The sequence below is a fragment of the Microbacterium sp. GW823-FHT02G05 genome (genome assembly GCF_058797175.1).
In genome coordinates this window covers 573,678-592,798 of record NZ_JBXAJK010000002.1, presented here as the reverse complement: position 1 = coordinate 592,798, position 19,121 = coordinate 573,678, and the positions used below count along the sequence as shown (strand labels likewise).

23 protein-coding genes are annotated in these 19,121 nt (G+C 67.1%); 16 read left to right on the top strand and 7 right to left on the bottom strand.

What is annotated here, in order from left to right; genetic code table 11:
* Positions 1 to 40: 40 nt before the first annotated feature.
* Positions 41 to 184: a hypothetical protein gene (locus AC1REM_RS12835; protein ID WP_492514961.1), complete on the bottom strand. Its 144-nt coding sequence runs from the start codon at positions 182 to 184 to the stop codon at positions 41 to 43.
* Positions 185 to 216: 32 nt separating this feature from the next.
* Between AC1REM_RS12835 and AC1REM_RS12830 the strand changes: the two genes are divergently transcribed.
* From AC1REM_RS12830 to AC1REM_RS12800, 7 genes are all read left to right on the top strand, one after another.
* Positions 217 to 1,248, top strand: coding sequence for a TerC/Alx family metal homeostasis membrane protein (locus AC1REM_RS12830; protein ID WP_492514960.1), 1,032 nt, complete (start codon positions 217 to 219; stop codon positions 1,246 to 1,248).
* A gap of 183 nt (positions 1,249 to 1,431) precedes the next feature.
* Positions 1,432 to 2,895 carry a 3-isopropylmalate dehydratase large subunit gene (leuC, locus tag AC1REM_RS12825; protein ID WP_492514959.1) on the top strand — a complete coding sequence of 488 codons (1,464 nt, stop codon included), beginning with the start codon at positions 1,432 to 1,434 and terminating at the stop codon, positions 2,893 to 2,895.
* A 1-nt stretch (position 2,896) separates the two neighbouring features.
* On the top strand, positions 2,897 to 3,493 hold the full coding sequence (leuD, locus tag AC1REM_RS12820) for a 3-isopropylmalate dehydratase small subunit (protein WP_492514958.1): 597 nt from the start codon (positions 2,897 to 2,899) through the stop codon (positions 3,491 to 3,493).
* 80 nt (positions 3,494 to 3,573) lie between these two features.
* Positions 3,574 to 4,917 (top strand): UDP-N-acetylglucosamine 1-carboxyvinyltransferase, encoded by a 1,344-nt coding sequence (gene murA / locus AC1REM_RS12815; RefSeq protein WP_492514957.1) that lies wholly within the window; start codon positions 3,574 to 3,576, stop codon positions 4,915 to 4,917.
* Positions 4,918 to 4,920: 3 nt separating this feature from the next.
* On the top strand, positions 4,921 to 5,688 hold the full coding sequence (locus AC1REM_RS12810; protein WP_492514956.1) for a lysophospholipid acyltransferase family protein: 768 nt from the start codon (positions 4,921 to 4,923) through the stop codon (positions 5,686 to 5,688).
* On the top strand, positions 5,678 to 6,808 hold the full coding sequence (locus tag AC1REM_RS12805; protein WP_492514955.1) for an NAD(P)H-dependent glycerol-3-phosphate dehydrogenase: 1,131 nt from the start codon (positions 5,678 to 5,680) through the stop codon (positions 6,806 to 6,808). Before AC1REM_RS12810 ends, AC1REM_RS12805 begins: the two co-directional genes overlap by 11 nt.
* Complete coding sequence (locus AC1REM_RS12800; RefSeq protein ID WP_492514954.1) at positions 6,714 to 7,796, top strand: D-alanine--D-alanine ligase family protein; 1,083 nt, start codon at positions 6,714 to 6,716, stop codon at positions 7,794 to 7,796. Before AC1REM_RS12805 ends, AC1REM_RS12800 begins: the two co-directional genes overlap by 95 nt.
* Before the next feature lie 33 nt (positions 7,797 to 7,829).
* On the opposite strand, the gene AC1REM_RS12795 is transcribed toward AC1REM_RS12800, so the two are convergent.
* Together AC1REM_RS12795 and AC1REM_RS12790 are read right to left on the bottom strand one after the other, a co-directional pair.
* The gene (locus tag AC1REM_RS12795) at positions 7,830 to 8,324 is read right to left on the bottom strand and encodes a DUF3515 family protein (protein WP_492514953.1); all 495 of its coding nucleotides are present in this window, start codon (positions 8,322 to 8,324) and stop codon (positions 7,830 to 7,832) included.
* Positions 8,325 to 8,333: 9 nt separating this feature from the next.
* Entirely contained in the window at positions 8,334 to 9,368 is a 1,035-nt protein-coding gene (locus AC1REM_RS12790) for a Gfo/Idh/MocA family protein (protein ID WP_492514952.1), read from the bottom strand.
* Positions 9,369 to 9,390: 22 nt separating this feature from the next.
* On the opposite strand from AC1REM_RS12790, the gene thiL reads away from it, so the two are divergent.
* Positions 9,391 to 10,395 carry a thiamine-phosphate kinase gene (gene thiL / locus AC1REM_RS12785; RefSeq protein WP_492514951.1) on the top strand — a complete coding sequence of 335 codons (1,005 nt, stop codon included), beginning with the start codon at positions 9,391 to 9,393 and terminating at the stop codon, positions 10,393 to 10,395.
* Here the strand turns inward: thiL and rsmD are convergent.
* Positions 10,392 to 10,973, bottom strand: a complete 582-nt coding sequence (rsmD, locus tag AC1REM_RS12780; RefSeq protein WP_492514950.1) for a 16S rRNA (guanine(966)-N(2))-methyltransferase RsmD — start codon at positions 10,971 to 10,973, stop codon at positions 10,392 to 10,394. The genes thiL and rsmD overlap by 4 nt on opposite strands.
* 22 nt (positions 10,974 to 10,995) lie before the next feature.
* Between rsmD and AC1REM_RS12775 the strand changes: the two genes are divergently transcribed.
* The 8 genes from AC1REM_RS12775 to AC1REM_RS12740 all read left to right on the top strand — a co-directional run bounded on the left by AC1REM_RS12775 (position 10,996) and on the right by AC1REM_RS12740 (position 17,441).
* Positions 10,996 to 13,167, top strand: coding sequence for an ATP-dependent DNA helicase RecG (locus AC1REM_RS12775; protein ID WP_492514949.1), 2,172 nt, complete (start codon positions 10,996 to 10,998; stop codon positions 13,165 to 13,167).
* A 19-nt stretch (positions 13,168 to 13,186) separates the two neighbouring features.
* Entirely contained in the window at positions 13,187 to 13,684 is a 498-nt protein-coding gene (gene coaD / locus AC1REM_RS12770) for a pantetheine-phosphate adenylyltransferase (RefSeq protein WP_204937497.1), read from the top strand.
* A gap of 100 nt (positions 13,685 to 13,784) precedes the next feature.
* Entirely contained in the window at positions 13,785 to 14,282 is a 498-nt protein-coding gene (locus AC1REM_RS12765) for a YceD family protein (RefSeq protein WP_492515490.1), read from the top strand.
* Between the two features lie 2 nt (positions 14,283 to 14,284).
* On the top strand, positions 14,285 to 14,494 hold the full coding sequence (gene rpmF, locus AC1REM_RS12760; protein WP_091036036.1) for a 50S ribosomal protein L32: 210 nt from the start codon (positions 14,285 to 14,287) through the stop codon (positions 14,492 to 14,494).
* A gap of 17 nt (positions 14,495 to 14,511) precedes the next feature.
* On the top strand, positions 14,512 to 15,204 hold the full coding sequence (gene rnc / locus AC1REM_RS12755) for a ribonuclease III (RefSeq protein ID WP_204937496.1): 693 nt from the start codon (positions 14,512 to 14,514) through the stop codon (positions 15,202 to 15,204).
* On the top strand, positions 15,197 to 16,090 hold the full coding sequence (mutM, locus tag AC1REM_RS12750) for a bifunctional DNA-formamidopyrimidine glycosylase/DNA-(apurinic or apyrimidinic site) lyase (protein ID WP_492514948.1): 894 nt from the start codon (positions 15,197 to 15,199) through the stop codon (positions 16,088 to 16,090). Before rnc ends, mutM begins: the two co-directional genes overlap by 8 nt.
* Before the next feature lie 141 nt (positions 16,091 to 16,231).
* Complete coding sequence (locus tag AC1REM_RS12745; RefSeq protein WP_492514947.1) at positions 16,232 to 16,858, top strand: hypothetical protein; 627 nt, start codon at positions 16,232 to 16,234, stop codon at positions 16,856 to 16,858.
* Between the two features lie 25 nt (positions 16,859 to 16,883).
* Positions 16,884 to 17,441, top strand: a complete 558-nt coding sequence (locus tag AC1REM_RS12740) for a DUF6434 domain-containing protein (RefSeq protein WP_492514946.1) — start codon at positions 16,884 to 16,886, stop codon at positions 17,439 to 17,441.
* Here AC1REM_RS12740 and AC1REM_RS12735 read toward each other — a convergent pair.
* Genes AC1REM_RS12735 through AC1REM_RS12725 form a run of 3 tightly spaced genes read right to left on the bottom strand, consistent with a single transcriptional unit; the run spans position 17,438 to position 19,120 of the window.
* Positions 17,438 to 17,965 carry a hypothetical protein gene (locus AC1REM_RS12735; protein WP_492514945.1) on the bottom strand — a complete coding sequence of 176 codons (528 nt, stop codon included), beginning with the start codon at positions 17,963 to 17,965 and terminating at the stop codon, positions 17,438 to 17,440. The two genes, AC1REM_RS12740 and AC1REM_RS12735, sit on opposite strands and share 4 nt — an antisense overlap.
* Positions 17,962 to 18,585 carry a hypothetical protein gene (locus tag AC1REM_RS12730; RefSeq protein WP_492514944.1) on the bottom strand — a complete coding sequence of 208 codons (624 nt, stop codon included), beginning with the start codon at positions 18,583 to 18,585 and terminating at the stop codon, positions 17,962 to 17,964. Before AC1REM_RS12730 ends, AC1REM_RS12735 begins: the two co-directional genes overlap by 4 nt.
* On the bottom strand, positions 18,572 to 19,120 hold the full coding sequence (locus tag AC1REM_RS12725) for a hypothetical protein (RefSeq protein WP_492514943.1): 549 nt from the start codon (positions 19,118 to 19,120) through the stop codon (positions 18,572 to 18,574). Before AC1REM_RS12725 ends, AC1REM_RS12730 begins: the two co-directional genes overlap by 14 nt.
* Position 19,121: the final 1 nt, after the last annotated feature.

Below are 19,121 nucleotides of genomic sequence, written 5' to 3'. Positions count from 1 at the left end.
CCACTTGGTTCGAATCGTCTCACGCCGCGCCCGAATCAGGTCAGTTCACCGCGGCCCAGCGTCGACCGGTATCCTTGACGGGCGAGAGGGAGTATCCCACTTCTGCGCGTTCGTCATCACGGTGCTCGTTGTAGTGCACCCGGGCGCGTGCCGTGTCATCACGGGGGAGAGACTTTCGGCCCATTACCGACCCCTTTCGAAAGGTGCCTCGCGCCCGTGAATATCCCCGTCTGGTTCGAGATCACGTCACTCGTCGTGCTCGTCGTGATTCTCATCGCCGACCTCATGCTCATCAAGCTCCGCCCGCACATTCCGTCGACCAAGGAATCCAGCCTCTGGGTGGGCTTCTACGTCGCTCTGGCTCTCGCCTTCGCCGGGCTGCTCTACTTCATCGCCGGCGGGCAGTTCGCCGGCGAGTTCCTCACCGGCTGGGCCCTCGAGTACAGCCTGTCGATCGACAACCTCTTCGTGTTCGTGCTGATCATGGCGCAGTTCGCCGTGCCCCGCCGTCTGCAGCAGATGGTGCTGATGGTGGGCATCATCATCGCGCTCGTGCTCCGCGGTCTCTTCATCATCGCGGGCGTCGCGATCATCGAGAACTTCTCGCCGGTCTTCTACATCTTCGGTGCGTTCCTGATCTGGACCGCCATCCGCCAGGCGATGCCCGAGGGCGACCACGACGGCGAGGTCAAGCGCGAGAACTTCTTGATCCGCCTCCTCCGCCGTCGCATCGACATCAGCGACGAGTACGACGGAACGAAGATGCGCACCGTCGTCGACGGCAAGCGCATGTGGACCCCCATGATCATGGTGTTCGTGGCCATCGGCGTGACCGACCTCATGTTCGCCATCGACTCGATTCCGGCGATCTTCAGCATCACGCAGAACAGCTTCCTGGTGTTCACGGCGAACATCTTCGCCCTCATGGGTCTGCGTCAGCTCTACTTCCTGCTCGGTGACCTGCTCGACCGTCTGCGCTACCTGCACTACGGCATCGCGGTCATCCTCGGCTTCATCGGCGTGAAGCTGGTGCTGCACGCGATGCATGTCAACGAGCTGCCGTTCATCAACGGGGGCCAGCACATCGAGTGGGCACCGGACATCTCGATCTGGCTCTCGCTCACAGTCATCGTCGCCGCCATGGGGATCGCGACGGTTGCGAGCCTCATTGCGTCCTCTCGTGACAAGAAGCGCGAACCCGTTGTCGAACCGTCGGAGCAGGGCAAGGCGCTTCGCGACGAGGTCTGAATGATCCGCGGGGCACGGCGTTCGCGGTGCCCCGCGGCGTTCGCGGTGTTCGCGAGCGTGTAAACTGACCGGCATGCACCGGCGGGCCCTTCTCCTTAGCGGCCGCGACGAGACCTCGATCTAGGCCTTCCTCGTCGCGGCGTCCTGCATGGGCCGAACCGTGAACCCAGGAGACAGCGACACATGACTACCGATGCATCCGGCATCCGCTCTGCCGACCGCCCCCGCACGCTTGCCGAGAAGGTCTGGGACGACCACCTGGTCGTCAAGGGCGAAGACGGCACGCCCGATCTCATCTACATCGACCTGCACCTCGTGCACGAGGTGACGAGCCCGCAGGCCTTCGACGGCCTGCGCACCGAGGGGCGGCCGTTGCGCCGTGTCGATCTGACGATCGCCACCGAAGACCACAACACCCCGACTCTCGAGATCGACAAGCCGATCGCGGACCTCACCAGCCGCACGCAGATCGAGACGCTGCGCCGCAATGCCGAGGAGTTCGGCGTGCGCCTGCACTCCTTGGGCGATGCGGAACAGGGCATCGTGCACGTCGTCGGCCCGCAGCTCGGCCTCACGATGCCCGGCATCACGGTCGTCTGCGGCGACTCGCACACGTCGACCCACGGCGCATTCGGCGCGATGGCCTTCGGCATCGGCACGAGCGAGGTCGAGCACGTCATGGCGACGCAGACCCTGCCGCTGAAGCCGTTCAAGACCATGGCGATCAACGTCGACGGCGCGCTGCGCCCGGGCGTCACCGCAAAGGACATCATCCTCGCCGTGATCGCCAAGATCGGCACCGGTGGCGGCCAGGGATACGTCCTGGAGTTCCGCGGCAGCGCGATCCGCGCGCTGTCGATGGAGGGCCGCATGACGATCTGCAACATGTCGATCGAAGCCGGCGCCCGTGCCGGCATGGTCGCTCCGGATCAGATCACGTTCGACTACGTTCAGGGACGCGATCACGCGCCGCAGGGACAGGACTGGGACGACGCCGTCGCGTACTGGAAGACGCTGCCCACCGACGAGGGTGCCGTCTTCGACGCGGAGGTCTTCATCGACGCGAACGAGCTGGAGCCGTTCGTGACCTGGGGGACCAACCCCGGTCAGGGCAGTTCGCTGTCGGCAAGTGTCCCGGACCCCGCGCAGATCGCTGATCCCAACGAGCGGGCTGCGGCAGAGCGCGCGCTGGAGTACATGGATCTGACGCCGGGGACGCCCCTCAAGGACGTCACGGTCGACGCGGTATTCATGGGCTCGTGCACGAACAGTCGCATCGAAGACCTGCGCGCATTCGCCTCGATCGTCAAGGGCAAAAAGAAGGCCGATGGCGTACGGGTCATGGTCGTCCCCGGCTCCGCGCGTGTGCGTCTGGAAGCCGAGGCGGAGGGTCTCGACAAGATCATCACCGACTTCGGAGCCGAATGGCGCTTCGCGGGCTGCTCGATGTGCCTCGGCATGAACCCCGACCAGCTGGCCCCGGGGGAGCGCTGCGCATCCACCTCGAACCGCAACTTCGAAGGACGACAGGGCAAGGGAGGCCGCACGCACCTGGTGTCGCCGCTCGTCGCCGCAGCCACCGCGATCCGCGGCACGCTGTCCAGCCCGAGTGACCTGGAACTGGCTTCGGCCGGAGTGGAGGCCTGACATGGAGAAGTTCACGACGCACACCGGTGTCGCCGCCCCGCTGAAGCGATCCAACGTCGATACCGATCAGATCATCCCCGCGGTCTACCTGAAGCGCGTCACCAAGACGGGCTTCGATGACGCGCTGTTCGCTGGCTGGCGCCAGGACCCGGACTTCGTCCTGAACCAGGAGGCGTTCCAGGGTGCGAGCGTGCTGGTCGCCGGACCCGACTTCGGGACCGGATCGAGCCGCGAGCATGCCGTGTGGGCGCTGCGCGACTACGGGTTCAAGGTCGTTCTGAGCACCCGCTTCGCCGACATCTTCCGCGGAAACTCGGGCAAGCAGGGCCTGCTCGCCGCCACCGTGACAGAAGAGGATCTCGAGCGCATCTGGGCCGCGATCGACGCCGAACCGGGCCGCTCGATCACGATCAACCTCGACGAGCGCACCGCGCGAATCGGCGGTGTCGAGGCTCCTTTCGAGATCGACGATTACACTAGATGGCGGCTCCTCGAAGGGCTCGATGACATCGGGCTCACCCTGCGCAACGAAGACAAGATCGCGCAGTTCGAGGCCCGTCGCGAGTCGTGGCGGCCACGCACTCTTCCTGTCCGCTGAGACACGATCGCGTGGGGCTGGGGCATGTTGCCCCGTTGCGGCGACCGCCGCTGTCCGTCTGATGAAGTGAGGCTTTTGGAATGACGACACCCCTGATCGACACCCCGTCTGGCGACGTTCTCGCGATTCGTGGAGGACGCCCGCTGCGCGGACGTGTAGATGTCAAGGGCGCGAAGAACCTCGCGACCAAGGCGATGGTGGCGACGCTGCTCGGAGAGACGGTCAGCACGCTGCGCGACGTTCCGGATCTCAGCGATGTCGCCGTCGTCCGTTCGCTGCTCGAGGTGCACGGTGTTCGCGTCAGCGACGGCGACGAGCCCGGAGCACTTGTCTTCGACCCGAGCGACGTCGAGTCGGCGCACTTCGAAGAGATCGACGCGCACGCCGGTGCCTCGCGGATTCCGATTCTATTTTGCGGTCCGCTGCTGCACCGCCTGGGCCAGGCATTCATCCCTGACCTGGGCGGATGCCGCATCGGCGACCGTCCGATCGACTTCCACCTCGATGCCCTGCGCAAGTTCGGCGCGATCGTCGAGAAGCAGCCCAGCGGCATCCGCCTCTCGGCACCGCAGGGCCTGCACGGTGCGAACATCCACCTGCCGTACCCGAGCGTCGGGGCCACCGAGCAGGTGCTGCTGACGGCGGTCCGCGCGAAGGGCGTCACCGAGCTACGCAACGCGGCCATCGAGCCCGAGATCATGGACCTGATCGCGGTGCTGCAGAAGATGGGCGCCATCATCTCGTACGAGCCCAACCGGGTCATCCTCATCGAGGGCGTCGACGAGCTGCGCGGCTACGACCACCGGTCGATCTTCGACCGGAACGAGGCCGCGTCCTGGGCCAGCGCGGCGCTCGCGACCGACGGTGAGATCTTCGTCGGCGGCGCTCGTCAGCAGGAGATGCTGACGTTCCTCAACGTCTTCCGCAAGGCCGGCGGCTGGTTCGACGTCCAGGAGGACGGCATCCTCTTCCGCCGCGATGGCGAGCTCAAGCCCGTGATCGTCGAGACCGATGTGCACCCCGGCTTCATGACCGACTGGCAGCAGCCTCTCGTCGTGGCTCTCACGCAGGCGCACGGCCGCTCTGTCGTGCACGAGACGGTCTACGAGAACCGCCTGGGCTTCACCGAGGCACTCGTCAAGATGGGCGCCGACATCGTCGTGCACCCGCACGGACTCCAGGACGGCCCGCGCCGCGTGCCTCACCGTCCGCTGGAGCAGGCGGCCGTGATCACCGGCCCCACGCCTCTGCACGCTGCCGACATCGTTGTTCCCGACTTGCGTGGCGGATTCAGCCACGTGATCGCGGCGCTCACCGCACAGGGCGAGTCGAAAGTCTCGGGTGTCGACATCCTGAGCCGTGGCTACGAGAAGTTCCTGGGCAAGCTGGAAGCCCTGGGCGCGGACTTCGACGTCATCGGCTGAGCCATGACCGCATCGAAGAAGAAGCCGCGCAGCGAGCGGTCGAAGCCGAGCGCGTTCTGGCCGCTCGCGGCGGTCGTGGTGCCGCTCGTGTCGTACTTCGCGAAGATCGAGATCCGCGGCCGAGAGAATCTGCCTGCGCAGGGCGCGTATGTGCTCGGTCCGAACCACTACTCGGAGTTCGATCCGCTCATCGTGGCGGTCGCCGTGTGGCGTCTCGGACGTCAGCCGCGATTCATGGCGAAAGAGAGCCTGTTCCGGGTTCCGGTGCTCGGCTGGGCGCTGCGGAGCACGGGCATGATCCCCGTGGCGCGCAGTTCGTCGGCCACGGCCGCGAAAGAGACGCTCCGGCACTCCGAAGAGCTCGTTGAACACGGGCGCGGCGTCATCGTCTACCCCGAAGGCACGCTGACCCGTGACCCTGACCTGTGGCCCATGCGCGGAAAGTCCGGTGCCGCTCGTCTGGCGCTGGCGGGCGAGATCGAACTCATCCCGATGGCTCAGTGGGGCACCCAGGAGATCATGGGGCGCTACCAGAAGGGGCTGAAGCTCTGGCCTCCGCGTAAGCCGGTTCAGGTGCTGATCGGCAAGCCGATCGACCTGTCGGACCTGCGTGCGCGCGCGAACGAGGGAGCGGCGATCACCGAGGCCACGGAGCGCCTGATGGCGGCTGTGACGACGCTGCTGGAAGAATTGCGCGGTGAGAAGGCTCCCGCCGAACGGTGGAATCCGAGCGCACACGGGCAGAAGGAGACAGGCCGCCTTGAGTCGTAAACCAGCACCGTCGGGCCCTCGCGTCGCCGTGATCGGCGCGGGCAGCTGGGGCACGACCTTCGGCAAGATCCTCGCCGACGGCGGCGCGGACGTCACCATGTGGGCGCGCCGACCGGAACAGGCGCAGGAGATCGCAGAGGCCAAGCGCAACTCGCAGTACCTGCCAGGCATCAATCTGCCCCGTTCCATGACGGCGACCCACCACCTGTCCATGGCTCTCGACGGCGTCGATCAGGTCTACCTGTCGGTGCCCAGTCAGTCGCTGCGCGAGAACCTGAAGGCTCTGCGTCCGATCCTCGCCGACTCCGACGTTCCGGTCGTGAGCCTGATGAAGGGCGTCGAGCGCCGCACGGGTCTGCGCATGAGTCAGGTCATCGAGCAAGAGCTGCGCTGCGATCCCGAGCGCATCGCCGTGGCATCCGGGCCCAACCTCGCCCTCGAGATCGCCCGTGAACAGCCGACGGCGGCAGTGATCTCCTCGGTCAGCCAGGAGACAGCGGAGATCGTCGCGCGTGCGGCCCGCAATCGCTACTTCCGCACCTTCGTGAACACCGATGTGATCGGCACCGAGTTCGGCGGTGTTCTGAAGAATCTCATCGCGGTCGCGATCGGCATCGTTGACGGTGTCGGCTACGGCGAGAACACGAAAGCGTCGATCATCACGCGCGGTCTGGTCGAGATGACCGACTTCGCGGTCGCGAACGGCGCCCAGCCCGAGACCCTGCAGGGGCTCGCCGGCCTGGGTGACCTGATCGCGACGTGCCAGTCACCGCTCAGCCGGAACAACACGGCGGGGCGCCTGCTCGGGCAGGGATACAGCTACCAGGACGTGGTCAAGCAGATGAATCAGACAGCGGAGGGGCTGGCCTCGGTGGCCCCGGTGCTGCAGCTCGCGCGTGATGCGGGGGTGGACATGCCGATCGTGGAGCAGGTGAAGCGCGTGCTCGACGGCACCATGAACCCTCGCGACATCGCGCCGCATCTGACCACCGACGACGACACCCCGCAGGGGGAGAGGACCCAGAATGGACAAGCAGACGGTGGCGGTGCTCTTCGGAGGGCGTTCCAGCGAGCATTCGATCAGTTCCGCAACGGCGGGCGGAGTGCTGGGGGCAATTGATCGCGACCGCTACGAGGTGATCCCGGTCGGGATCACCCGCGAGGGGGCGTTCGTTCTTGAGGACGACGACCCGGCGAAGTTCCCGCTCGACGCGGCGCATCTGCCGGAGGTCGTCGACAACGGAACCCGGGTGCTGTGGCCGGAGCCGGGCGGCGACCGCACGCTGCGCGTCGTGCGCGCGGACGGCTCGGTCGAGGGCCTCGGCGAGATCGATGTCGTGCTGCCGATCCTGCACGGACCGCACGGCGAAGACGGCACCATCCAGGGGTACTTCGACACCCTCGAGGTGCCGTACGCCGGGGGCGGCATTCTCGATTCCGCGCTGTGCATGGACAAGCACTTCATGAAGGTCGTGCTGCAGTCGGCCGGGATCTCGGTCGCGCCGTGGATCACCCTCCGGCGAGGACAGTGGGCGACGTCATCCGAGACCCTGCGTGCAGAGATCGCCGGCCTCGGGCTGCCGCTGTTCGTCAAGCCTGCACGTGCCGGTTCGAGCGTCGGCGTCTCGAAGGTCGATGACCTGTCGGAGCTGGATGCTGCGCTGGCGATCGCCTTCGCCGAGGATGAGAAGGTCCTCGTGGAGACCGGGGTGACCGGCCGCGAGATCGAGGTCGCGATCCTGGACAGCGCCGAGGGCGTTCGTGCCTCCCTGCCCGGCGAGATCGTGCTCACCTCCCGCGCGTTCTACGACTTCGAGGGCAAGTACCTCGGCGGCGACGGCGTGGATGTCGTGTGCCCTGCGGCGCTCACGGACGCAGAGGTCGCTGCGATTCAGGACATCGGCGTGCGCGCGTTCGAGGCGATGGACGGACGCGGACTCGCCCGTGTCGACATGTTCCTCACCACGGACGGTGAACTGGTCGTCAATGAACTCAACACGATGCCGGGCTTCACACCGATCTCGATGTTCCCGAAGTGCTGGATCGCCTCGGGTCTCAGCTACGGCGACTTGATCACCGAGCTCGTCGAAGCGGCTCTGCGCCGCTGAGCGTTGCGGTGACGGCCGTCTGTCGCTCTGACGTCAGGCGCCGTCGCCGCCTTCGTCGATCGGGACGTCCGGTGCTGTGCACTTCGCGGTCACGGGGATCGACGACATTCGCGGACCGATCGCTTCGAGCACGGTGTCCGGGCTGATGACCTCGTTGTTGACGTACAGCTGCACGGCGGGTTCACGTCCGTAGCTGGTCATGCGCATCCAGGGATTGTCGGTGGGGTCGACGAGCCAGTCGGTGCCGCCGAGGGTCACACACTGCATGGTGCTGGGGCCGGGGACGTCCACGCCGCAGGACATGAGGACGGAGTAGGTCGGATCACCCCAGGCTGCGGTGGCCTGCGCGTCCGTCCAGCGGCGGTCCTGGTCGCTGATGCCATCGGGCAGGCGCACCATGACGTCGGCGCACAGCGGGTTGTTCGCGTCGGGGGCGGGTTTCAGTGCGACGGTGGACGAGCATCCGGTGGCGAGAAGAGCGCCGGCGAGAACGAGGCTGGCAGTGATCCACCGGGTAGTGCGCGACATGCTTCCAGGCTACCCGGCATCGATGAGAGCTCGGGCCTCGTCGATGAGCTGCATCACGCGGATGCTGGTGGCGAGCGGATGCTCCGGAGCCTCCGTCCTTCCCGCGGCGAGATGCTCGGCGACGGCGACCGCCTGATAGGCAAGGCCGTCACGGCCGCGCAGGGACGTGGGGTCACTCCAGCGACTCACTTCGAAGTCTCCACGCGCGGACTGCAGCGTGAGAGTGAGTCCGCTGGGCGACCAGAACGGGGCATCGAATTCGAGGCGTCCGTTCTCGCCGTAGATCCCGGCGCGGTGGGGTGCGGTGGCCAGGACGCTGGTGCGGGCCACCGCGGTGGCCCCGGCAGCGCGCAGGAGGACAGTGGCGTCGGAGTCGACGCCGGTCTCGGCATGGAAGCCCGATGCATGCGCGACGTGCGGGGCTCCGAGCACCCAGGTCGTGAACCACAGCGGGTAGACGCCGATGTCGAGAAGCGCGCCCCCGCCGAGAGCAGGGTCGAAGAGCCGGCTGTGCGGATCGAAGGTCGCGCGACTGCTGAACTCCGCGCTGACGTGGCGGAGCGGACCGAGCGCGCCTGATCTGAGGACGTCATCGACGAGGCGCATCTGCGGGAGGAAGCGCGACCACATCGCCTCCATCGCGAACACGTTCGCAGCCTGCGCGGCATCCTCGATCTCCGTCGCTTCGGCCGCGGACATGGCGATGGGCTTCTCGATGAGCACCGGCTTGCCTGCGGCGATCGCGGCGAGAGCGTGGTCCCGGTGGAGGGGGTGCGGTGAGGAGATGTAGATCACGTCGATCGCGTCGTCGGCGCAGAGCGCATCGACCGTGGTGTGCACCCGCTCGATGCCGTGTTCCGCGGCGAACGCGCGGCCCTTCTCCGCGGAACGCGATGCCACCGCGGCGACCCGCTGGTCGGTGTTCGCATGGACGGTGCGCGTCCAGTCGCGGGCGATCGCGCCGGGGCCGATGATGCCCCACCGCAGGCGTGGCGCGTCACGGAGCTCGAACGCGGCAGGGGGCACGGTCAAAGGTGTGGGCATGCCGACAGGCTAGCGTGGGAGGATGCCTGATTCCGTGAGCCCTTCAGACGATCCGCGCATCGGCGATGTCTCGGAAGGGCACATTCTCCGTGCGATCCTGGCGCGGACGCCCGCGGCAGAGCACACACTGCTCGGGCCGGGCGACGACGCTGCCGTGATCGCCGCGCCATCCGGCTCCGTCGTGGTGACCACCGACACCCTGGTGCACGGGCCGGACTTCCGCCTCGCCTGGTCGAGCGCCTACGACCTCGGCTGGAAGGCGGCGGCGGTGAATCTCGCGGATGTTGCCGCCATGGGTGCCCGCCCGACCGCGTTGCTCGTCGCGCTCGCGGTACCCCGGGATCTGCGGGTGTCGTTTGTGGAGGGGATGGCCGACGGCCTGCGTGATGCCTGTGCCGCTCTCGCGCCGGGCTGCGCCGTCGTCGGGGGAGACCTCACCGTGTCGTCGGTGCTGACGATTGCCGTCACGGCGATGGGCGATCTCGAAGGGCGCCCGCCTGTCACGCGCGCGGGAGCGGAGGTCGGCGATGTCGTCGCGGTCGCCGGCGAACTCGGGCAGGCCGCCCAGGGACTTGCCGTGCTGTTCGGAAGGTTCCGGGATGGGGATGACCCTGTCCCCGTGGATCCCGCGCAACTTGCCACGGGAGAGCGCCTCGCGCTGGACGCGCAGCTGCGCCCGGTCCCACCGATCGGACTGGGCCCGCTCGCGGCGATCGCGGGCGCCACCGCGATGATGGATGTGTCCGACGGCCTTGCGATCGACGCAGGGCGCCTCGCTGCGGCATCCGCCGTGACGATCGCCCTGGAGAGCCGCGCGCTCGGCGCAGACCCGGCCCGCGCGCTGGCCGGTGGTGAGGACCATGCCCTGCTGGCGACGTTCCCCGCCGACGGTCCGCTGCCGCCAGGCTTCCGTGCGATCGGTGTCGTCCAGCAGACGCGTGATGACGCACCCGTCACGTGCGATGGCATCCCGGCCGATCCCACGGGGTGGGATCCGTACCGTGATTGGGACGCGACCGCCGGTTAGGCGGAGCGGGGTTCGGCCCACCAGATGCGTGTGTCGCCGTAGGTCTTGTCGCGGATCTCTTCGAGTCCCGCGGCGGCGAAGTCCGGCGTGCTCGCTCGGCGGGTGCGTTCGATGACGACAAGTGCGTCGGGGGCCAGATGCGGCGCGAGTGCGACGAGGTCGGCGTTCATCGCCTGGTCGTCGATGTCATAGGGCGGATCGGAGAACACGAGGTCGAATGTGCCCGTGGTGCGCTGCAGGAATGCGTGCACGGCGCTCTCGTGGACGCGTGCGGTCCGATCACCGGCGCCCTGGGCGCGCAGCGACGCGAGAACGCGGTCGATGTTCTTCCGGACGACCGCGGCGGCGGGGCGTCCGCGCTCGACGAGTTCGGCGCTGAGCGCCCCACGGCTGAGCGCTTCAAGCCCCAATGCTCCCGAGCCGGCGTAGAGATCGAGGACCCGCGCGTCGTCGATGGCATCCGCGGATTCAAGTGCGGCGAACAGAGATTCCCGCACGCGGTCGCTCGTGGGTCTGGTACCGGCGCTCGGCACGTCCAGTCGTACGCCGCCAGCGGATCCGGAGATGATTCTCGTCACGCAACAACCCTAGACTTTGAGCATGTCCTTCAGCCTCGACACCCCGCTTGCCGAGGCGTTGGGTGCCGGCCCCGCGAAGACGCTCGATCGGGCGTTCCACATGCAGAGCGTGGGCGATCTGCTCGCGCACTACCCTCGGCGCTACGCCGATCCGGGTGAGCTGACGCCGATCCGGGAACTCCCGCAGGGCGAGATGGTCACGATCGTCGCCGAGGTGCTGTCGTCGACGGTACGGCGCATGCGGAACCGTGCGGGAGCCATGCTCGAGGTGACCATCGGCGACGGTGTCGGGCGCATGTCGCTGACGTTCTTCGCGAAGAACCTCGGGCAGGCGGAGTGGCGGCAGAAAGAACTCGCCAATGGTCGGCGGGGGGTCTTCTCCGGCAAGGTGAGCCTGTTCCACAATGCGACTCAGCTCACGCATCCGGAGTACGAGCTCTTCGATGACGAGGCGGATGCGCGTCGGAGCGCGGACGCCCGCGCCAATGTGCCGATTCCCATCTATCCGGCAACCTCGACCCTGCAGACCTGGCAGATCGCGAAGCTCATCGGCCGCGCGCTCGATGGCCTCGGGGACGTGCCGGAGCCACTGTCGGAGACTGTGCGAGAGGCAGAAGAGCTGCTGCGCGCACGCGTCGCGCTGGAGCAGATCCATCGGCCGCGTGCCCGCAACGACATCGATCCGGCCGTGCGCACGCTGCGCATGCACGAGGCGCTCGTGCTGCAGACGGCGCTGCTGCAGCAGCGCGACGCTGTGCGTGCCCTGTCTGCGACAGCTCGCCCGGCCGCCTCGGGTGGGCTCCTGGAGCGTTTCGACGCGAGCCTTCCGTATGAGCTGACGCCCGACCAGCAGATCGTCGGCGATCAGATCGCGACCGATCTCGTCGGCACCTGGCCGATGAACCGTCTCGTGCAGGGCGAAGTCGGCTCAGGCAAGACCCTTGTCGCACTCCGTGCGATGCTGCAGGTCGCCGAGTCTGGGGGACAGGCCGCACTCATCGCACCGACCGAGGTGCTTGCCGGGCAGCACCTGCGATCGATCACGAAGATGCTGGGCCCGGAATTGGCGCCGCTCGTCATGCCGACACTGTTGACAGGGCAGATGCCGGCGGCCGACCGGCGCAGAGCCGCGTTGCGGGTCGCCTCCGGGCAGGCGTTGATCGTGGTCGGCACACATGCGCTCCTGGGGGACAAGACGACGTTCGCCGATCTGGGGCTCGTCGTCGTCGACGAGCAGCACCGGTTCGGTGTCGAGCAGCGGGAGGCGCTGCGAGCGAAGGGCTCCAGTCCGCATGCGCTTGTCCTCACCGCGACGCCGATTCCGCGCACGGTCGCGATGACCGTCTTCGGCGACCTGGACACGTCGGTGATCCGCACGATGCCCGCGGGTCGTGCGGGCATCGAGAGTCACGTGGCGCCGCTGGCGGAGCATCCCGGGTGGTTCGCCCGTGTGTGGGAGCGCGCGGCGGAGGAGATCGCACAGGGACGCCAGGTGTTCGCCGTGTGCGCCGCGATCGACACGACGAAGAAGACAGCCGAGCCCGGATCCCTTCCCCCGAGTGATGACACCGGCACGGGGCCGCGCTGGGGCGTCGTTCAGCTGGAGGAGGCTCTGGCTACGCACCCGCGGCTGGGGACTCTGCGGCGGGCACTGCTGCACGGCAAGATGCCTGCCGACGAGAAGGATGCCACGATGCAGGCCTTCGCTCGCGGAGAGATCGACCTGCTCATTGCGACGACCGTCATCGAGGTCGGTGTCGATGTACCCAACGCGTCGACGATGATCGTGCTCGACGCGGACCGCTTCGGAGTCTCGCAGTTGCACCAGCTGCGAGGGCGCGTCGGCCGCGGTGGTGTGCCGGGACTCTGCCTGCTCGTGACAGAGGCGGAGGAGGGCACACTTGCCCGCGATCGCACCGAGGCCGTCGCGGCGACGCTGGACGGCTTCGCACTCGCAGAGGTGGATCTCGAGCTGCGCGGCGAGGGCGACGTGCTGGGTTCGTCGCAGGCGGGCGTGCGCTCGTCGCTGCGGCTGCTGCGCGTCGTGAAGGACGCGGGACTCATCGCCCGCGCGCGGGAGCTGGCAGAGCGGCTGCTGGCGGAGGATCCGGCGCTCGCGCAGCAGCCGGGACTCCGCGAGGCGATCGCACGTCGCGTCACTGACGAAGACCGCGCGGCGCTGGCGAAGAACTAGCGTGTCCTAGGCTGGATGCATGAGCAACCGGATCGCCGTTGTCCCGGGTTCCTTCGACCCCCCGACGCTGGGTCATCTCGACGTGATTCGTCGCGCCGCCCGCCTTTACGATGAACTGCACGTGCTCGTCGTGCACAACCCGGGCAAGGAGGCGATGCTTCCGATCGCGCAGCGACTCTCTCTTCTGGAGCAGTCGATCGACGAAGACGGCATCGGTGGCAACATCATCATCGGCTCGTGGAGCATGGGTCTGCTCGTCGACTATGCGCGTGACGTCAACGCAGGGGTTCTCGTCAAGGGCATCCGCTCCCAGATCGATGTGGCCTACGAGACGCCGATGGCGATCGTGAACCGCCACCTCGCCGACATCGAGACGGTGTTCCTGCTGCCCGACCCGGGGCACGCGCTCGTCTCGAGCTCCCTCGTGCGTCAGGTGGCGTCGCTCGGCGGCGATGTCTCGCCGTTCGTCCCGCCGGCAGTGGCCACGTTCCTCGACACCGGAGCCCGCGGACTCTGAGCCTCTTCCCACTCCGAACGGATACAGTGGTGGGGTGAAGACCCGATTCAACAGCCCGTTCGTGATCCCCGTGCGCGACATCGTCCGCAAGCCCGGTGAGATGCGTGAGCACGAGCTCGACATCACGCTCAGCGAGCGCTGGGGCGAGGGGATCGTGGCGTTCGAGAAAGACAGCGAGCTTCTCCTCGACGTCCGCCTGGAGTCCGTCCACGAGGGCATTCTCGTGACCGGAACGGCCGAGGTGACGTACTCCGGAGAGTGTGGTCGCTGTCTCGAACCGATCTCCGCGCCTGTCGAAGTCGAGATTCAAGAGCTTTTCGCCTATCCTGGAGAGGAAGCAACTGACTTCGAGGTTCAAGACGACCACGTGGATCTTGAAACTCTGGTCAGGGACGCGGCCGTATTGTCGCTCCCGTTTCAGCCGGTTTGTCAGCCGGATTGCCTTGGTCTCGACCCTGAGACCGGCGAGAAGCTGACAGAAGGAAAAGGCGCGGATGCCGCGGCTCCCATCGATCCTCGATGGAGCGCGCTCCAGCAGATCACAGACCAAGGGACGACGGCAGAGCGCCGTGCGCCCGAGAACACAGAAGGTAGTTAGCCATGGCTGGTAACCCCCCGAAGCGCAAGGTTTCCCGTTCGAACACCCGCTCGCGTCGCGCGCAGTGGAAGGCCGCTCCCGTTGCTCTGGTGAAGACCATTGAGAACGGCGAGGTCGTCTACAGCCGCCCGCACCAGGCCAAGGTCGTCACCGACTCGCAGGGCACCGAGCTCTTCCTCGAGTACAAGGGCCGCAAGGTCGCCGACGTCTGAGAGACGTTTGGTTCAACGTGACAGGGCTCCCAGAGGGGACGAGGGCTCTCACAGCACAGCTCGGCGTCAGTATTGACGCCGAGCTGCTGACTCTTGCGTTGACCCACCGCTCGTACGCGTACGAGCACGGTGGTATTCCCCATAACGAACGCCTGGAGTTTCTCGGCGACTCCGTTCTGGGCCAGGCAGTGACCGTGATGCTTTTCACGACCCTGCCTGACCTCGACGAAGGAGCGCTCGCGAAGCGCCGGGCGAGCGTCGTCTCCACCCTCGCGCTGGCAGAGGTGGCCCGTGGCATCGGCCTCGGCGACCACCTTCTCCTCGGGCGAGGAGAGGAGCAGACCGGCGGTCGTGATAAGGACTCCATCCTGGCCGACACGATGGAGGCCGTGATCGGTGCGACCTTCCTGTCTGCCGGTCCGGATGCCGCGACCGATCTGGTTCTGCGGCTGACCCAGCCGCTGCTCGCCGATCCCGAGCGGTACGGTGCCGCGATGGATCCGAAGACGAGCCTTCAAGAGCTCGCCGCCCGAGTCGGATCCCTTCCGCCGCAGTACTCCGTCGTCGCCAGCGGTCCGGATCATGATCGCCGCTTCACAGCGACGGTCGTCGTCGGTGACGTCATGACGAACGGCGACGGGACGAGCAAGAAGACCGCCGAGATGGCCGCCGCCCTCAGCGCCTGGCACGCCATCAACAACCGTGCCTGAACTTCCTGAGGTCGAGGTCGTTCGCGCCGGACTCGCTCCCGCCATGTCGGGGGCAGTGGTCCGCGCCGTCAGCGTCTTCGATGAGCGGGCATTCACGCGTCATCTTCCGGGCTCCGCGGATTTCGCGGCCCGGCTTGAGGGGGCGACGGTCGACGCGGTCGTGCGGCGCGGCAAGTTCCTGTGGATGCCCCTCGTCGGCGGTTCCGCCGCTGTCGTCGGTCACCTCGGGATGAGCGGTCAGCTGCTGCTGCGCGCTCCGGGTGCCGCTCCCGAGCGCCACGAGCGCGTGCGGCTGTTCATCGAGCATCCGCGTCATGGCGAACTGGCCGTGGTCTTCGCCGATCAGCGTACTTTCGGGTCGCTCGCGATCGACCAGCTGGTCCCCACGTCCGATGCGCGGCCCGCCGGCTACGGATCGGATGCTGCGCTCATTCCGACGCAGGTCGCGCACATCGCCCGCGATCCGCTGGATCCTGCGTTCGACGACGACCTGTTCCGGGTGGCCCTGCGACGTCGTTCGAGCGCGATCAAGCGCGTGCTGCTCGACCAGAACCTGATCAGCGGTGTGGGCAACATCTATGCCGATGAGTCGCTGTGGGCGGCGCGCATCCATCCCGAGACCCTCGCGTCCGCGCTCTCGACCGTGGCGGTACGGCGACTGCTCGTCGAGGTGCGCGCCGTTCTGCAGAAGGCCCTGGCAGAGGGCGGCACCAGCTTCGATGCGCAGTACGTGAACGTTAACGGTGAGGCCGGCTATTTCGCGCACTCCTTAAATGCCTATGGGCAGACCGGCAAGCCCTGCGCGCGCTGCGGCGGAGAGATTCGGCGCGACGCGTTCATGAACCGTTCCAGCCACTACTGCCCGCGCTGCCAGCGACGGCGCTGACCGGAGGAACCCATGCAGATCTGGACACCACGCTGGACCATCGAAGCTCCCGCGCAGACGCGCGGAGCAAGCGGATTCGGGGGAGTCGCCTCTGGGCTGCGGCCTGAGGACTGGCCGGTGTGTGCGGAATGCGGGATCGCAATGACATTGCTCCTTCGTCTCGCTGCAGGGCCGTGGATGCAACGGGTGCCCGCTGACCATGTGCTCCTGGTGTTCAAATGCGAAAGTGACGACGTGTGCGACTTCTGGGAGCCGGACGACATAGCCAATCGATCGCTGCTTGTCCATGAGGATTCTCTCGACCATCACGGCTCCCTGCCGGTCGATGTCGTCGAAGGACGCTCCCGCGTTCTCCCGCCGCTTTGGGTCACGGAGTGGCTAGCGACCGACGACGGTGTGACCGTGGAACAGGCGATGCACCTCCACGACCCGGAACTGTTCTGGGGCCTTCCCGAAGAGGTGCAGTTCTTCCACGGATTCGAATCCTCCCGCCTCACAAAGGCCGGCGGCGCCCCGAACTGGACAGGCAACGGTCCGAGCGACGAACCGCCGTCACCGCGGGCGCTGCTCTTTCAGATCGACAACTGGATCGGTCTCGTCGACGCACCCGAGGCTGTGCGGACCTGGAGCGACGCGGCAGGAGCCGGCGTTGTCATACGGGACAACCAGGTCAGCGCCGCGAACTTCCTGAGCGACGGTATCGCCTACGTCTTCGACGTGACCCCGCATGCGCCGGTACCGACGCCGAGGATGCTGATCTCCCGATAGCGAGGAGTGCGGCTACAGTATGCCGGTGAGTTCTTCCGCCCGACCCCCGTTGACCGCCGAGATCACTGAGCAGGAGTTCCTGCGCTGGTATTGGTTGAAGGAGGAGCTCCAGGCTTTCGCGCGGGACCGCGGTGTGCGTGCGACGGGGAGCAAGGCGCTTCTGACGGCGCGGATCGCGGCATCTCTCGCGGGGAGGTCCTTCGTCGAGCCGACGCCTGCACGTCGCGCGAGCGAGCCGCAGCTCGCAGGCGTGCTCACCACGGAGACCGTGATTCCCGTCGGACAGCGCTGCAGTCAGGGCATCCGCGCCTGGATGGCCTCTCAGATCGGTTCGAGCATTCATTTCGATTCCGAGATGCGCGCGTTCTTCGCGGAATCCGATGGCACCTCGACGATGCAGGAGGCGCTCGACCACTGGCACCGCACGCGCGGTCAGGGCGTCACGAGCATCGACGAGCAGTTCGAGTACAACCGGTTCACGCGGAGCTGGCATGCTGCTCACCCGGAGGCATCGCGCGAAGAGCTTCTCGACGCATGGCGCGCCTACCGGAACACTCCGGTCGAGGAGCGCGGTCGCGTCTAGGATGCGTCGGCGGTGGTCAACTGCGATCCGACGAGCGCCGCAGCATCTCCCGCCACCCGGCCGAGGAGTCCCGGGTCGTCGCTGAGGATGTCGGCGATGAGACGTCGCCCTTCGAGGACGCGCTGCGCACGGAGCAGCAGCAGAGGCTGCGCGTGGACGTCTGGTGCCACAAGAGCGAGGGTCATGATGCCGGTATCGGTCGGAAACCGTCGCTGCAGAAGCACCGACTCGAAGGGGCTCCCGATGTCACTCTCCAGATCATCGATCGGGTCGGTGACGCTCAGATCGGCACAGAGCCCGGTCGCATGCGGACCCAGGACATGCCACACCCGTGCCTGGGTCTCGGTCCGCACGGGCAGGCGTGTGATGGCGGACACGGTGAGCGATTCCGCCTCTGCCGTGTGCGTCACATCGGGGGAGGCCGATGCGAGCGAGGTGAGCAGCGCCCGCGCCAGCGAAGGAGCTTCGTTCGGATCGACGCTGAAGGGCACGCCGAGCCAGCCGAACGGGAGATCTTCTCTCACGCGTACCGCCAGACGAAGGTCGACACGATGGAATCGGCGAGCGCAGTGAATGCCGTCAGCGCAGCACCCGCCTCTTCTTCGCCGGGGTGCACGATCGAGGCCATGATCAGGATGCCGCGTCGAGGGTCTTCGCCAGGGAAGGGGCGCACATAGCTGATCTCCCGAGTGATGACCCCCGCGAAGTCATCGCTGCCGCGACGTTCGCTCTCCCAGCGGAAGACGACCGAGCCGTCGCCGGAATCCAGCGTCTCGATTCCGTTCGCCACGTGCGCGCGCTGCGCCACATCGTCGGGGAACGATCCGCCCTGGGTGATCCACGGGGCCGTCAGGATGCTCATCGGGGTGGAGCCCTCCGTCGCATGCGGCTGGACGGGCATGAACAGTTCCAGGCCGCCGCGCTGGCGCATCCGCTGCCATTGCTGGGTGACGGACGCGTGCATCTGACCATAGAGGTCGGGGCGCCCGACGCTCTGAAATCGCGCCCGAAGCAGTGCCAGAAGCTCGTCACGACCCGCGTCGTCAGCTCCGAAGCGCCCCCAATCGGGCGGAACGAGCAGGGTGTATCCACGGGGCTCAGGCGCAGTGGGTTTTCCGCCGATCAGTTCGTCACGAAGCGACACGGGCGCCCCGCGCTTCTCCAGAGGACAGTGGGCGACGGTTGCGTCCCAGAATCGCGCCGAGAACGACCAGCAGGCTCAGCGGGCTCGCGAGCCAGTGCCACCCGATGGAGTAGCCATCGGGACCGGGCGTGGTGATGACACCGGTGGGATCGGGATCGAACGTCGCGATCGCCAGCGGGAAGAGCACGGCGAACCCGGCGACCACGATGACGGTGAAAGGAACGTCTTTGCGTACCTGAGTGCCGCCGAGCAGGAGGTACAGGAAAGCGGAGACACAGGCGATGGTGACTGTGCTGATCGTCATCCAGGCGGGCACCGAGAGAACCGGCCAGGGGAGGACCTCACCCCAGAGGGAGAACGGCTCATTGCTGTAGTAGACGCGCCCGGCATTGAAGATGAGGCGTGCGCCGGCGGGGATGATCCACTGCAGTGCGGTGGCGATCGTCGCCAGCATCGCGACCAGCCGCAGCACGCCGAGCGTGCGCGGGAGTGCCCGTGCATTCGTGCGAAGGGGATGCAAAGAAGAGAAGGGCATG